Annotated in this window: 14 protein-coding genes; 11 read left to right on the top strand and 3 right to left on the bottom strand. The window is 74.6% G+C overall.

What is annotated here, in order from left to right:
• Positions 1 to 2 precede the first annotated feature (2 nt).
• On the top strand, positions 3 to 887 hold the full coding sequence (locus tag H4W80_RS51120; RefSeq protein ID WP_318787456.1) for a ribokinase: 885 nt from the start codon (positions 3 to 5) through the stop codon (positions 885 to 887).
• Positions 884 to 1,273: a D-ribose pyranase gene (gene rbsD, locus H4W80_RS51115; protein WP_192791684.1), complete on the top strand. Its 390-nt coding sequence runs from the start codon at positions 884 to 886 to the stop codon at positions 1,271 to 1,273. Before H4W80_RS51120 ends, rbsD begins: the two co-directional genes overlap by 4 nt.
• Before the next feature lie 4 nt (positions 1,274 to 1,277).
• Here rbsD and H4W80_RS51110 read toward each other — a convergent pair whose 3' ends face one another.
• A complete protein-coding gene (locus H4W80_RS51110; protein ID WP_318787455.1) occupies positions 1,278 to 2,375 on the bottom strand; it encodes an enolase C-terminal domain-like protein in 1,098 nt (365 codons plus the stop codon).
• 289 nt (positions 2,376 to 2,664) lie between these two features.
• Between H4W80_RS51110 and H4W80_RS51105 the strand changes: the two genes are divergently transcribed.
• Complete coding sequence (locus H4W80_RS51105; protein ID WP_318787454.1) at positions 2,665 to 3,531, top strand: phytoene/squalene synthase family protein; 867 nt, start codon at positions 2,665 to 2,667, stop codon at positions 3,529 to 3,531.
• Complete coding sequence (locus H4W80_RS51100) at positions 3,528 to 4,364, top strand: DMT family transporter (protein ID WP_192791682.1); 837 nt, start codon at positions 3,528 to 3,530, stop codon at positions 4,362 to 4,364. The genes H4W80_RS51105 and H4W80_RS51100 overlap by 4 nt, the downstream gene beginning before the upstream one ends.
• On the opposite strand, the gene H4W80_RS51095 is transcribed toward H4W80_RS51100, so the two are convergent.
• Positions 4,357 to 5,454 carry an MGDG synthase family glycosyltransferase gene (locus tag H4W80_RS51095; protein WP_192791681.1) on the bottom strand — a complete coding sequence of 366 codons (1,098 nt, stop codon included), beginning with the start codon at positions 5,452 to 5,454 and terminating at the stop codon, positions 4,357 to 4,359. The genes H4W80_RS51100 and H4W80_RS51095 overlap by 8 nt on opposite strands.
• Here H4W80_RS51095 and H4W80_RS51090 point away from each other — a divergent pair.
• From H4W80_RS51090 to hpnH, 7 genes are all read left to right on the top strand, one after another.
• Positions 5,435 to 6,181, top strand: a complete 747-nt coding sequence (locus tag H4W80_RS51090) for a polysaccharide deacetylase family protein (protein ID WP_225964130.1) — start codon at positions 5,435 to 5,437, stop codon at positions 6,179 to 6,181. The two genes, H4W80_RS51095 and H4W80_RS51090, sit on opposite strands and share 20 nt — an antisense overlap.
• A gap of 134 nt (positions 6,182 to 6,315) precedes the next feature.
• The gene (gene hpnC / locus H4W80_RS51085; RefSeq protein ID WP_318787453.1) at positions 6,316 to 7,194 is read left to right on the top strand and encodes a squalene synthase HpnC; all 879 of its coding nucleotides are present in this window, start codon (positions 6,316 to 6,318) and stop codon (positions 7,192 to 7,194) included.
• A 16-nt stretch (positions 7,195 to 7,210) separates the two neighbouring features.
• On the top strand, positions 7,211 to 8,542 hold the full coding sequence (gene hpnE / locus H4W80_RS51080) for a hydroxysqualene dehydroxylase HpnE (protein ID WP_192791678.1): 1,332 nt from the start codon (positions 7,211 to 7,213) through the stop codon (positions 8,540 to 8,542).
• Entirely contained in the window at positions 8,539 to 9,549 is a 1,011-nt protein-coding gene (locus H4W80_RS51075) for a polyprenyl synthetase family protein (RefSeq protein WP_192791677.1), read from the top strand. The genes hpnE and H4W80_RS51075 overlap by 4 nt, the downstream gene beginning before the upstream one ends.
• A gap of 1 nt (position 9,550) precedes the next feature.
• On the top strand, positions 9,551 to 11,428 hold the full coding sequence (gene shc, locus H4W80_RS51070; RefSeq protein ID WP_192791676.1) for a squalene--hopene cyclase: 1,878 nt from the start codon (positions 9,551 to 9,553) through the stop codon (positions 11,426 to 11,428).
• Positions 11,425 to 12,012 carry a phosphorylase family protein gene (locus tag H4W80_RS51065; RefSeq protein WP_192791675.1) on the top strand — a complete coding sequence of 196 codons (588 nt, stop codon included), beginning with the start codon at positions 11,425 to 11,427 and terminating at the stop codon, positions 12,010 to 12,012. The genes shc and H4W80_RS51065 overlap by 4 nt, the downstream gene beginning before the upstream one ends.
• Positions 12,009 to 13,013, top strand: a complete 1,005-nt coding sequence (hpnH, locus tag H4W80_RS51060) for an adenosyl-hopene transferase HpnH (protein WP_192791674.1) — start codon at positions 12,009 to 12,011, stop codon at positions 13,011 to 13,013. The genes H4W80_RS51065 and hpnH overlap by 4 nt, the downstream gene beginning before the upstream one ends.
• Here hpnH and H4W80_RS51055 read toward each other — a convergent pair.
• Entirely contained in the window at positions 12,987 to 13,790 is an 804-nt protein-coding gene (locus tag H4W80_RS51055) for an SDR family NAD(P)-dependent oxidoreductase (protein WP_318787452.1), read from the bottom strand. The genes hpnH and H4W80_RS51055 overlap by 27 nt on opposite strands.
• Between the last annotated feature and the right edge of the window lie 19 nt (positions 13,791 to 13,809).

Genomic DNA, 13,809 nt, shown 5'->3' with positions numbered 1-13,809 from the left:
CCGTGGGCGAACACGACGTCGTGGTCGTAGGGTCGGCCAACGCCGACCTGGTCGTCCAGGTCGAACGGCATCCCGCGCCCGGCGAGACCGTGCTCGGCTCGCAGCCGGCCGTCCATCCCGGGGGCAAGGGCGCCAACCAGGCCGTGGCCGCCGCCCGGCTCGGCGCGCGGGTGGCGCTGCTCGGCCGGGTCGGCGCCGACGGGCACGGGCGGCTGCTGCGCGAGTCGCTGGAACGCGACGGCGTGGACCTCGGCCACCTGCGCGACACGGCGGCCGCCAGCGGCATCGCCATGATCGCCGTCGGGCCGCGGGGCGACAACAGCATCATCGTCGCCCCCGGCGCCAACGCCCGGCTCACCGAGGGCGACGTGCTGGACGCGGCGCCGCTGCTGCGCTCGGCCCCGGTCGTGTCCCTGCAGCTGGAGATCCCGCTGCCGGCGGTGCTCGCCGCGGCCCGGCTGGCCCGGCGCGCGGTGCTCAACCTGTCGCCGGCCGTCGCGGTGCCGGACGAGCTGCTGGCGCTGTGCGATCCGCTGGTGGTCAACGAGCACGAGGCGGCCCTGCTGCTCGGCGCGCCCGGCGAGCCGGAGCGGCAGGCCAGGGAGCTGCTGGCGCGCGGCCCCCGCTCGGTCGTCATCACGCTGGGCGCCGACGGGGCCGTGGTGGCCGAGGACGGCGTGGTCCAGGCGGTGCCCAGTCCCCGCGTGGCGGCCGTGGACACCACGGGGGCCGGCGACGCGTTCACGGGGGCGCTGGCCTGGCGGCTGGCCGCGGGCGAGCCGCTCACGGAGGCCGCGGCGTTCGCCGCCCGGGTGGGCGCGGCGGCCGTGCGCAGGCCGGGGGCGCAGGATTCGTACCCGACGTTGGCGGAGGTGGAGGAGCTGTGAAGCGCGGCGGCGTCATCAACGCGGCCCTGGCGGGCGCACTGGCGCGGCTCGGGCACACCGACGAGCTGCTCATCTGCGACAGCGGCATGCCACTGCCGGCGGGGGTGGAGGTGGTGGACCTGGCGTTCGTGGCGGGCATCCCGTCGTTCGCCGACGTGCTCGACGGCATCCTCGCCGAGATCGTCGTCGAGGGCGCCACGGCGGCCGAGGAGGTCCGGGCGGGCAACCCCGGCTGCGACGCGCTGCTCGGCGAGCGGCTGCCGGCGCTGGCGTACGTGCCGCACGAACGGCTCAAGGAGCTGTCCGCCGCCAGCAGGCTGGTGGTGCGCACCGGCGAGGCGCACCCGTACGCCAACGTCATCCTGCGCTGCGGCGTGGCCTTCTGACCCGTCAGGCGACGCGGTAACTCTGTGCGGTGCCGGTGCGCAGGGTCAGGCCGTGGCCGGGGGTGCCGGTCTGCGGGCGCGCCCGGCCGCCGGTGGGGTCCGCGGCCCCGTCGAACAGGGTGGACTCGATGCGCTGGTGGTCGTGGAACCACTCGATGTGGCGCAGGTTGACGGTGGCGGCCGCGGCCGGCAGGTGCAGGTTGGGCGCGCAGTGGGCGGAGACCTGCAGGTGGTGCCCGGCGGCGACGGCGGTGGCGGCGAACCAGCCGGTGTAGCCGCCGCAGCGGGTGGCGTCGACCTGGAGGCAGTCCACGGCCTGGGCCTGGCACATGCGGGTGAAGTAGGGCGGGTCGCAGCCGTACTCCCCGGCGGTCACGTCGGCGGCGCTGTGCTCGCGGACCAGCCGCAGCCCGGCCAGGTCGTCGGAGGAGACCGGCTCCTCGAACCAGGTCACCTCGTGCTCGCGCATCCGCTCGGCCACCCGGACGGCCTGCTTGGCCGTGTAAGCGCCGTTGGCGTCGACGTACAGCTCGGCCCGCTCGCCGATGACGCGGCGGGCCAGCGCCACGCGGTGCAGGTCGCGCTCGGGGCACGTGCCGGAGGACTCGCCGATCTTGATCTTCACCCGGGCGATGCCCTGGCCGTGCACCCAGCCGGCGAGCTGGGCCGTGGTGGCTTCGTCGTCATACGTCGTGAATCCGCCCGAGCCGTACAGCGGGACCTCCTCGCGCGCCGCGCCGAACAGGCGCACGAGCGGGACGCCGAGCAGCCGCGCCTTCAGATCCCACAGCGCGACGTCCACCGCGGAGAGCGCGTATCCGGCGACGCCGGGCCGGCCGGCATTGCGGACCTGCCGGTTCATGGCGGCCGACAGGGCGGGGATGCCGAGCGCGTCGGCCCCCGTGAGCGTCTCGTTGAGCAGCTCGCTCACGAGGGACGCCGTGGCTGCGGGGGCGTAGGTCCAGCCCGTGCCGGTCGTGTCGCCGGCCGTCACCGTGACGACCACCAGCGTGGTCGCCCGCCAGGCCAGGGTGCCGTCGCCCTCGGGCTGATCGGTCGGTATCCGGTAGGCGCTCGCCGCGACCCGCTCGATGGTGCTCACCCCGTCCAGCCCTACCCCGCACGCCCGCGCCAAACGCGCGCCGCGAAATTCCCGGGCCATTGTCCGGGCCGGCGGAATAGTTCATCGGGACGTAAACAATTCGTCCGGCAATTACCGGCAGCGCGCCATCGGGACGGTGCCCGAGTTTATCGCCGCGACATAACGGACAGCCATCTCTCATGTCTTGGGGGAAACGACGCGAACGGCCGTCGCGGCCATGATGTTCGCCCGCGCCGCGAATCTGTGGCGACGGCATGATTGCGCCTCTGCTCATGACGGGGCCGGGGCGGTGTGCGTCGACGACGCGTACCGGCACTGCGAGCAGATCATGCGCAGTCAGGCCCGTAACTTCTCGTTCGGCCTGCGGTTGCTGCCCGCCCCCAAGCGGCGCGCGCTGAGCGCCGTCTACGCGCTGGCCCGCAGGATCGACGACATCGCCGACGGCGACGGGCCCGCCGGGCGGCGACTGGCCCGCCTGTCCGCGATCCGCGGGATGCTCGACGGGACCGCTCCCGCGCGGCACGACCTCGTGCTGGTGGCGCTGTTCGAGGCCGCCCGCCGCTATCCGATCCCGCTCGCGGCGTTCGGGGACCTGGTCGACGGCTGCTCCGCCGACGTGCGCGGGAGCACGTACGCGACGTTCGACGACCTGGTCGGCTACTGCCGGTGCGTGGCCGGCTCGATCGGGCGGCTCTCGCTGGGCGTGTTCGGCGCGGAGGACGCGGAGGACATGGAGGCGGCCACGCCGCTCGCGGACGCGCTCGGCGTGGCCCTGCAGATCACCAACATCCTGCGCGACCTGCGCGAGGACCGCATGGCCAAGCGCGTCTACCTGCCCGCCCAGGACCTCGAACGGTTCGGCTGCACGCTCGACGTGGACGCGTACGGCCGCTTCAGCGACCCGCCGGAGCGGCTGGCCGCGCTCGTCAGGTTCGAGGCGGACCGGGCCCGCGACTGGTTCGCCACCGGGATGCGCCTGCTGCCCATGCTGGACGCGCGCAGCGCCGCCTGCACGGCGACCATGGCCGGCATCTACCGGTGCCTGCTCGACCGCATCGCCGCAGATCCCGCCCGGGCGCTGGCCTCCCGGATGTCGCTGACGACGAGGGAGAAGTCCATGGTCGCGGTGCGTGCCCTCGCGAGGCGTGGGAGTTGATCGCTGCCGCGCTGCTGGCTGTGCTCGCCGCGCTGTGCAACGCCGCCACGTCGGTCCTGCAGCGGCGAGCGGCGCGTCCGCTGCCGCAGGAGCTGGGACTGCGGTTCGGCCTGATCCGGGCGCTGATCGCCAACCCGCTGTGGCGGTGGGGGATCGTGGCGATGATCGGGGGCTTCCTCTTCCAGGCGGCGGCGCTGTCGAAGGGAGGCATCGCCCTGGTCCAGCCGGCCCTGGTGATCGAGCTCCCGTTCACCATGATCATGATTTCCTGGGCGCTCGGCACGGTTCTGGACAGGAGGTCGTGGCTGGCCATCGGCGCGTTGTCGGCCGGCCTCGGGATGTTCCTCGCCGCGGCGGTCCCCGGCCCGGGGCGGTGGACCCCGGACACGGCCGAATGGATCATCGCCGCCGTCGCGACCTCGGCCACGATCGCCGCGCTGGTGACGGTGGGCTCCCTGACCAGGGGTTCCCCGCGGGCCGCCATGCTGGGCGTGGCCGCGGGCATCGGCTTCGCCTTCACGGCCACGCTCATCAAGAAGTGCACGATGATCCTGGCGGACGACCCTCGCGCGCTGCCGGTGTCCTGGCCCCTGTACGCGATGCTGGCCGCGGGCCTGTGCAGCCTGTTCCTCCTGCAGAACGCCCTGCACAGCGGCACCCTCGTCGTCGCCCAGCCGGCGTTGACCATCAGCGACCCCCTGGCGGGCATCCTGTACGGCGCGCTGATGTACGGCGAGCCGATCCGCGCCGGGCCGTGGCTGGTGATGGAGGCGGCGGGCGCCGGGCTCCTGGTCTACGGGGTCATCGCGCTGGCCCGTTCGCCGCTCATCTAGGGTCGGAGCGTGACCCCCTCGGCGCGGTGACGAGGCCCGCCTGGACCGGCATCGAGGAGGACAGCGCGTACGCCCTGTCCACCTGGCGCTTGCACGATCGCGGGTCCTCGAGCAGGTCCAGCGCCGCCAGCAGCTCGGACGCGGTGCCGGTGTGCAGGCTCACCCCGGCCTCCGCCATCGCCCGCGCGCCGGCGACGCCGTGGCCGCCGATGGGCCGGTGGATGACGACCGGCAGCCCGGCGGCGAAGGCCTCGTGGCAGGTCAGGCCGGAGCCGTTGTCGACCAGGGCGTACGTGGCCGCCATGAGCTCGGGCACGTCGTCGCGCCACCCCAGCGCCGGGCCCAGCCCGGCGGCCCGCAGGCGGCGCCGCAGCTCGGCGTTGTTCCCGCACAGGACGAGCGGCGTGTACCGCCCCGATTCCGCCAGGGTGCGCGCGGTCTCGACGACGTCCCCCACGCCCCACGAACCGGTCGACACCAGCACGAGCCGGTCGCCGGGGTCCACGCCGACGCGGCCGGCCACTCCCCCGGGATCGGCCACCGCCCGCGCGAACTCCGGGCGCACGACCGGAGCGCAGCAGAGCGCCGGACGGCCGCTCCGAGCGGCGATCTCCCCGACGATGTCGGGATTCGGGCACAGATACCGGTCGTTGCCGGGGTGCAGCCACAGCCGGTGCACCGTGAACTCGACGATCAGCACCGTGCTCGGGCAGGGCAGCCCGCCGCGCTCGCGCAGCAGCCCCGCGATCTGGGCCCCCAGGTGGAAGGTCGAGACGACCTCGTCGGGCGACCGGGCGGCGACGAGCCGGCGCAGGGCGGGCAGGGCCAGCACCGTGAGCGGCGAGGTGCCCGCGGCCCGTTTGCCGACGAAGAAGACCTGGTAGATGACGTCATAGAGCCAGGGGGCCCGCAGGATCATCCAGCGATATCCGCGGCGCAGCGCCGATCCCAGCCCGAATGGGAGCAGCTGGAGGACATCGATGATCTCTGAATCGGCATTCTCGGCCGCGAGCCGGGCGGCCAGCTCGGCGGCGACCCGGTCATGGGCGCTGCCCATCGGCGCGCTGAGAATGAGGACCAGCCTGGACATCTCATGTCCCCCGATCGGCCGCGCCGCGCTGCCGCTCGGGCTCGCCTGCCTGGCGCTGCTGCACGCGGGTCCCGCCGTGACCTGGCTGCCGCCGGTCCGCCGGCGGCTGCCCTCCATCGCCGGCGTCGGCGACCCCGGCCACGTGGCGCTCACCTTCGACGACGGGCCCCATCCCGGCTCGACCCCCCACTTCCTGGACGAGCTGGGGCGGCTCGGCTGTCACGCGACCTTCTTCGTCCTCGGCGAGCTGCTCGAACGCCACGAGTGGCTGGGCCGCCGCATCGTGGCCGAGGGTCACGAACTGGCCGTGCACGGCTGGCGGCACGGCAACCCCCTGCTCGCCCCGCCGGGACGGCTGACGGCCGAGATCGGCCGGACCGCCGACCTGGTACGGGCGGTCGGCGGGCGCGCGACGTGGTACCGGCCGCCCTACGGCGCGCTCAGCCTGGAGGCGCTGCTCGCCGCCCGCCTGCGCGGGTTGCGCCCCGTGTTGTGGACCGTCTGGGGCCGGGACTGGGAGGCCGCGGCCACGCCCGGCTCGGTACTGGCCACCGTGGCGGCCGGGCTGCGCGGCGGGGCGACCGTCCTGCTCCATGACTCCGACCACGCCTCCGTTCCCGGCTCCTGGCGACCGGCGCTCGACGCCCTGCCCGCGCTCCTGGAGCGCTGCCGGGTCATGGGCCTGCGCGTGGGCCCGCTGCGCGAGCACGGCATCGCCTTTCCATAACGGCCACTCCCCCTTTTCCCAGGAAATCAAACGGCGTTTTCCAGGCCCGGCCCCGGGAGTAAATTCCGAGCAAATAGCCGGACAACAGAATGCCGTCATGTTTGCGTTCCCCGACGCCGGATAATTTCCCTGTCGTGCGGTCAGAGAGATGCCATTCGCGGGAGCCGGCGGAAAAGGCGCGCCGGGAGAACTTCCCGGTGGCCTCCCGGCTGCTGCCGCGCCGGCACCGCGACCACCTCATGGCTCTGTACGGCTTCGCGCGCACGGTGGACGACATCGGCGACGAGGAACGCCCCGGCGACCGCCTGAGACTGCTGGACGAGGTCGAGGCCGACCTCGCCCGGCTGTACGACGGCCACCCGCCACTGCTCCGCCCGGTCCGCGCGCTGGCCCGTACCGTCCAGGAGTGCTCGATCCCGGCCGAGCCGTTCCGCCGCCTGATCGAGGCCAACCGGCGCGACCAGACGGTCACCCGCTACGAGACCTTCGACGGGCTCCTGGGCTACTGCGAGCTGTCGGCCAACCCGGTCGGCCATCTCGTCCTGCACGTGTTCGGCGAGGTCAGCGGCCCCCGGTTGGCGCTGTCCGACAAGGTGTGCTCGGCGTTGCAGATCATCGAGCACTGCCAGGACGTCGGCGAGGACCACCGGCGCGGCCGCGTCTACCTGCCGCAGGAGGACCTGCGCCGGGCGGGCTGCCCGGTCGGCGACCTCGCGGCGGCGGCCACCTCACCGCGGCTGCGCGAGGTGGTGGCCGTGCAGGCCGCACGCGCCGGGACGATGCTGACCGAAGGGGAGGCGATCGTCGCCACGTTGTCCGGCTTCGCCCGTACGGCGGTCGCGGGCTACGTCGCGGGCGGCCACGCGACGCTGGCCGCGCTGAGAGGCGCCCGCTACGACGTCCTGGGCCGCGCCGTCCGGCCACGCCGCACACGCCTGCTCGGGGCGTGGGCGCGTGTCCTCATGACCATGAGCCGGCCCGACGCGGGCCTGCGACGACTGCCGTCGGCATGAGAGGGCTGCCCCTGTGATGACGATCGCGCCGGTGGCGGTGGTCGGCGGCGGCCTGGCCGGCATCACGGCCGCCCTCGCCCTCGCGGAGGCCGGCTGCCCCGTGACGCTGTACGAGGCCCGCCCGAGGCTGGGCGGCGCCACCTACTCCTTCCGGCGCGGCGGGCTGACCGTGGACAACGGCCAGCACGTCTTCCTGCGCTGCTGCACGGCGTACCGGGGGCTCCTGGAACGGCTCGGCGGCAGCGCGCTCATCGACCTGCAGCGCCGCTTCGACGTGCGGGTGCTCGGCGCGGCGGGCCGGTCGGGGCGGCTGCGCCGCGCCGCGCTGCCCGGCCCGCTCCACTTCGTGCCCGCGCTCGCGCGATACCGCCTGCTCGGGCCGGGCGACCGGCTCCAGGCCCTGCGCGGCTCGCTCGCGCTGAGCAGGCTCGACCCGGCCGATCCGGCTCTCGACACGGTGACGTTCGGGAGCTGGCTGGCGGCGCACGGCCAGCGGGACCCGGTGCGGCAGGCGCTCTGGGACCTGCTCGCGGTCGCGGCCCTGAACACGGGGGTCGAAGAGGCCGCGCTCGGCCCGGCGGTGAAGGTGTTCAAGACCGCGCTGCTCGGCCGTCCCGACGCCGCTGACCTGGGCATCCCCCTGGTGCCGCTCGGCGAGCTGCACGACAGCGCCGCCAGGGCCGCCATCGCGCGGTGCGGCGGCGCGGTGCGCCTGTCGGCGAAGGTCACGGCCATCGAGCCGGGTCCGGCCGTCGTCGTGGACGGCGTCCGGGTCCGGGCGTCGGCGGTCGTCGTGGCGACGCGCCACGAGCAGGCCGCGAAGCTGGTCCCCGTAGAGGCCGCGCCCGGCCGGGACGGATGGAGCAGACTGGACGCGAGCCCCATCATCAACGTCCACGCGGTCTACGACCGGCCCGTCATGCGGGCGCCGTTCGTCGCGGTCACCGGCTCGCCCGTGCAGTGGGTGTTCGACAAGACCCGCGTCGCCGGGCTCGGCGAGGGGCAGTACCTGACGGTCTCGGTGTCGGTCGCGGACACGTGGATCGACCGGCCGACCGCGGAGCTCCGCGAGACCTTCGTCCCGGCGCTGCGCTCGGTGTTCCCGGCCGCGCGCGAGGCCAGGATGACCGACTTCTTCGTCACCAGGGAACGGCGCGCGACGTTCCGCCAGGGCCCCGGCAGCGGGGCGCTCCGGCCGGGCAGCGCCACCCGGTGGCCCGGCCTCTATCTCGCCGGCGCCTGGACCGACACCGGCTGGCCGGACACGATGGAGGGCGCCGTGCGCAGCGGACTGCACGCCGCACGCCTGGTCAGACACCATGTACGAGATCAGGAGAGCGTGTCATGACCCTGACCCTGCCGCCGGCGGAGGCCGCCCGCGAGCTCGTCGAGCCGGTGCTGCGCGAGGCCGTCGGCCACCTCGACCCGCGCATCGCCCGCGTCGCCCGCTACCACTTCGGCTGGACCGACGGCGACGGCCGGCCCCGCGCGGCCGGTGGCAAGGCGCTGCGGCCCACGCTCGCGGTGCTGTCGGCCCGGGCCGCGGGAGCGGACGTCGAACGGTGCCTGCCCGCCGCCGCCGCGGTGGAGCTGGTGCACGCGTTCTCCCTCCTGCACGACGACGTCATGGACGACGACCCGGTGCGCCGGCACCATCCGGCCGCCTGGACGGTCTTCGGGCGCGCCCAGGCGATCCTCTGCGGCAACGCGCTGTTCGCCCTGGCCCTGGAACTGCTGCTGAAACAGGGCACCCCCGGCTGCGCGGCGGCCGCCCGCGCGCTCAATGACGCCACGCTCTCGCTCATCGCGGGCCAGGCCCTGGATCTGGAGTTCCAGGACCGCGACGACGTGACGCGGGAGGAGTGCCTGCTGATGTCGCGGCACAAGACCGCCTCGTTGCTCGCCTGCGCCTGCTCGATCGGCGTCATGGCGGCGGAGGGTCCGGCCTCGCTGGCCGGCGCTCTGGAGGCGTTCGGCACCGAGGCCGGGCTGGCCTTCCAGCTGACCGACGACCTGCTCGGCATCTGGGGGCGGCCCGAGGTGACGGGCAAGCCGGTGCTGGCCGACCTGCGGGTCCGCAAGAAGAGCCTGCCCGTGGTCGCCGCGCTCACCAGCGGTACGGAGGCCGGAGGCCGCCTGGCGGGGCTGCTGGCCAGGCCCGGGGAGCTGACGGAGGCCGACCTGCGCGAGGCCGCCGGCCTGGTCGAGCAGGCCGGCGGGCGGGCGTGGGCCGAACTGGAGGCCGGGCGGCGCTTCGACGCCGCGACCCGGTGCCTCGACGCCGTGGACATGCCCGCGGACGTACGCGCCGAATTCCTACACATCGCCCGATTCATCACATCCAGGGACCACTGACATGACCACCCTCGAGACGACCCCGAGCCTGCTCACCGACGCCGGGCACGCCCTCCGGGCCGCCTGCGACCACCTGATCGGCCTGCGGTCCCCGGAGGGCTGGTGGAAGGGCGAGCTGCAGACGAACGTGAGCATGGACGCGGAGGATCTGCTGCTGCGGCAGTTCCTCGGCATCCGCACCGAGGAGGACACGGCCGAGGCCGCCCGGTGGATCCGCTCCGAGCAGCGGGCCGACGGCACGTGGGCCAACTTCCACGAGGGGCCCGCGGAGCTGTCCACCACGATCGAGGCGTACACCGCGCTGCGGCTCGCGGGCGATCCGCCCGGCGCGGAGCACATGCGGGCCGCCTCGCAGCAGGTCCGGGCCATGGGCGGGATCGAGGCCAGCCGGGTGTTCACCCGGATCTGGCTGGCCCTGTTCGGGGAGTGGCCGTGGCGGGACCTGCCGGTCATGCCCCCCGAGATGATCTTCCTGCCTTCGTGGTTCCCGCTCAACGTCTACGACTGGGCCTGCTGGGCCAGGCAGACGATCGTGCCCCTGACCGTCGTGACCGCGTACCGGCCGGTGCGCGGGCTCCCGTTCGAGCTGCCCGAGCTGCGCACCGGCCGGGCGCCGCGCCGCGCGGCGGGCGGGGGCTGGGAGGCGGCGTTCGGCGCGCTGGACCGGGTGTTGCACCGGTACGAGCGGCGCCCGTCGCGGGCCCTGCGGCGGGCCGCGCTGAGGCGCGCCGTCGACTGGGTCGTCGCCCGCCAGGAGGCCGACGGCTCCTGGGGCGGGATCCAGCCGCCGTGGGTGTACTCGATCATCGCGCTCCACCTATCCGGCTACGACCTGGACCACCCGGTGATGCGCAGGGCGATCGGGGGGCTCGACCGGTTCACCGTCCGCGACGAGAAGGGGCGCCGGTTGGAGGCGTGCCAGTCCCCCGTATGGGACACGGCGCTGGCGATCAACGCGCTGCTCGACGCGGGCACCCCCGCCGACCATCCGGCCGTCACCGGGGCCGCCGACTGGCTGCTGCGCGAGGAGGTCACGAGGACGGGAGACTGGGCGGTGCGCCGGCCCGGCCTGCCGCCCGGCGGCTGGGCGTTCGAGTTCGACAACGACGGCTATCCCGACATCGACGACACGGCGGAGGTGGTGCTCGCGCTGCGCCGGCTGGACCGCCCCGGCGTGCGGCCGGCGATCGAGCGCGGGGTCCGCTGGATGGCCGGCATGGCGAGCGCCGACGGCGGCTTCGCGGCGTTCGACGCCGACAACGACCGCCCGCTCTGCACCAAGCTGCCCTTCTGCGACTTCGGCGCGGTGATCGACCCGCCGTCCGCCGACGTCACCGCGCACGTCGTCGAGGCCCTGGCCAAGGAGCGGCCCGGCTCCCCCGTCCTGCGCAGGGCCGTGATCTGGCTGCTCAAGGCGCAGGAGGAGGACGGATCGTGGTTCGGCCGCTGGGGCGCGAACCACGTCTACGGCACCGGTGCCGCCGTGCCCGCCCTCGTCGCCGCGGGGGTCCGTCCCGGGCATTCCTCCGTACGCCGGGCCGTCGCCTGGCTGGAACGCCACCAGAACGACGACGGCGGCTGGGGCGAGGACCTGCGTTCCTACCGCGACCCGGGCTGGATCGGCCGCGGGGCCTCGACCGCCTCGCAGACCGCCTGGGCGCTGCTGGCCCTGCTCGCCGCCGGCGAACGCTCCCCGGCGGTGGAAAGGGGGGTGCGCTGGCTGGTCGAGCGGCAGCGGCCCGACGGCACCTGGGACGAGCCGTACTTCACGGGCACGGGTTTCCCCGGCGACTTCTACATCAACTACCACCTCTACCGGCTCGTCTTCCCGATCAGCGCCCTCGGGCGCTACCTGCGCCGCGACAGGGAGCTGTCATGACGGCGCTGCTGGTCTGCGCCGCGCTCGGGATCGAGGCCCGCGCGATCAGGCGCGGCCTGCCGGCCCACCTGGCCAGGGTCGTCGTCACCGGGGTCGGCCCGCGCCGGGCGGCCCGCGCGGCCGCGGGCCTGGCCTGGCGGGAGGCGGTGGCCGTGGTCGGCTTCGGCGGGGCCGCCGGCCGGAACCTGCGGCCCGGCGACGTCCTGGTGGCGAGCGAGGTCCGGTTCAGGGGACGCGTCCATCCCTGCCCGTCCGCGCCCCTCCTCGCCGGCGAGCTGGCCGAGGCCGGCCTGCCCGCCTCGATCGGGCCGCTGGTCACCGCCGATCGCCTGGTCCGCGGCGCGGAGCGGCACCGCCTGGCCGCGGAGGGCGCGTACGCCGTGGACATGGAGACCGGCCCGCTGGCCCGCGCCGCCGCGGGACGCCCGCTGGCCGCCGTGCGGGTCATCGTCGACACGCCCGAGGCGCCGCTGCTGAGCCTGGCCACGCTCACCCGCGGCGTCGCCGCCCGTCGCACGCTCGCCGCCCTCGGCCCCGCCCTGGTGCGCTGGGCGGCGGTGCTACCCAAGGAAGTGCTGTCATGACCATCCCGCTCCGCCAAAGCCTGCGCGTCGGCGGCTACATCCTGCGCCAGCGGCTGCGGGGACGGACCAAGTTCCCGCTGCTGGTGGAGCTGGAGCCGCTGTTCGCCTGCAACCTCAAATGCGCCGGCTGCGGCAAGATCCAGCATCCGGCCGACGTGCTGAAGCAGCGCATGCCGGTGGAGCAGGCCGTCGCCGCCATCGAGGAGTGCGGCGCCCCGATGGTGTCCATCGCCGGCGGGGAGCCGCTCATGCACCCGCAGATCGGCGAGCTGGTCCGCCGGCTCGTCGGCATGAAGAAGTACGTGTTCCTGTGCACGAACGCGCTGCTGATCCCCAAGAAGATCGACGAGTTCGAGCCCTCGCGATACTTCGCCTGGACCGTGCACATCGACGGGGTGCGCGAGCGCCACGACGCCTCGGTGTGCAAGGAGGGCGTCTTCGACGAGGCGGTCGCCGCCGTGCGCGAGTGCCGGCGGCGCGGCTTCCGGGTCACCACCAACACGACGTTCTTCTCCACGGACAGCCCGCGAACCGTCATCGAGGTGCTCGACTACCTCAACGACGAGCTCGCCGTCGACCAGATGATGATCTCGCCGGCGTACGCGTACGAGAAGGCGCCCGTGCAGGACCGGTTCATGGGCGTGCGGGAGACGCGCGCGCTGTTCCGCGAGGCCTTCGCCGGCGGTCGGCGCAGGCGCTGGCGGTTCAACCACTCGCCGCTGTTCCTGGACTTCCTGGAGGGCCGGATCGAGCTGCCGTGCACCGCCTGGGCCATCCCGTCGTACTCGCTGTTCGGCTGGCAGCGGCCGTGCTACCTGATGGCCGACGGGTACGCGCGGACCTACCGCGAGCTGATCGAGGACACCGACTGGACGGCCTACGGCCGGGGCCGCGACCCCCGGTGCGACAACTGCATGGCGCACTGCGGATACGAGCCGACGGCCGTCCTGGCCACGATCGGGTCGCTGAAGGAGTCACTGCGCGCCATCAGGAGCGGCTGACCTCTCCATGCGCCCGAAGCGCCGCGCGAGCGCCCGGAACGCGCCGGGCGCCGCGCCGCGCAGCCTGGCCGGCACCCGCAGCCAGCCCGGCACGAACGACTCCGGCCGGCCATCCCTGATCGCCGCCACGATCGCCCGCGCCACCCGCTCCGGCGCGACCGGCGCCGGCCAGCCGCGCGTGTACGGGGCGCCGCGCCGTACGAAGAAGGGGGTGTCCACCACCCCGGGCAGCAGGACGGACACGCCGACGCCCGGCACGTGGTGCAGCTCATGGCGCAGGCCCTCCGCGAAGGCCATCAGCCCCGCCTTCGTCGCCGAGTACACCGCCTCCTGGGCCACGCCCACCGCCCCGGCGATGGAGGCCACGAACACGAGGTGCCCGCGGCCCGCCGCCGTCATCCCCGGCAGCAGCAGCCGCGTGAGCTCGATCGGCGCGGCGAGGTTGACGGCCAGCAGTTCCTCGACGCTGCCGGCCGGCATCCGCACGAACGGCCCCGCCCACCCCACGCCGGCGTTGTTCACCAGGACGTCGACGTGGCCGCTCCGCTCGGCCAGCTCCTCGGCGCGGGTGGCGACGTCGCACACCAGCACGCGCCCGCCGGTGGCCGAGGCGACGGCCGCCAGCCGCTCGCGGTCGCGCCCGGCCAGCGTCAGGCGCGCGCCGGCGCCCGCCAGCGCCCGGGCGGTGGCCGCCCCGATGCCCGAGGAGGCCCCGGTGACGAGGACGTGGGCGCCGGCGAGCCTCATGGCGTGGGTCCGGGTGCGTGCATGGGTCACCTGTCTCCGTGGCGGCGGC

The organism is Nonomuraea angiospora, from assembly GCF_014873145.1.
GTDB lineage: Bacteria > Actinomycetota > Actinomycetes > Streptosporangiales > Streptosporangiaceae > Nonomuraea > Nonomuraea angiospora.
Note: the sequence above shows the minus strand (reverse complement) of the source record. Positions and strands in the feature narration are given on the sequence as shown.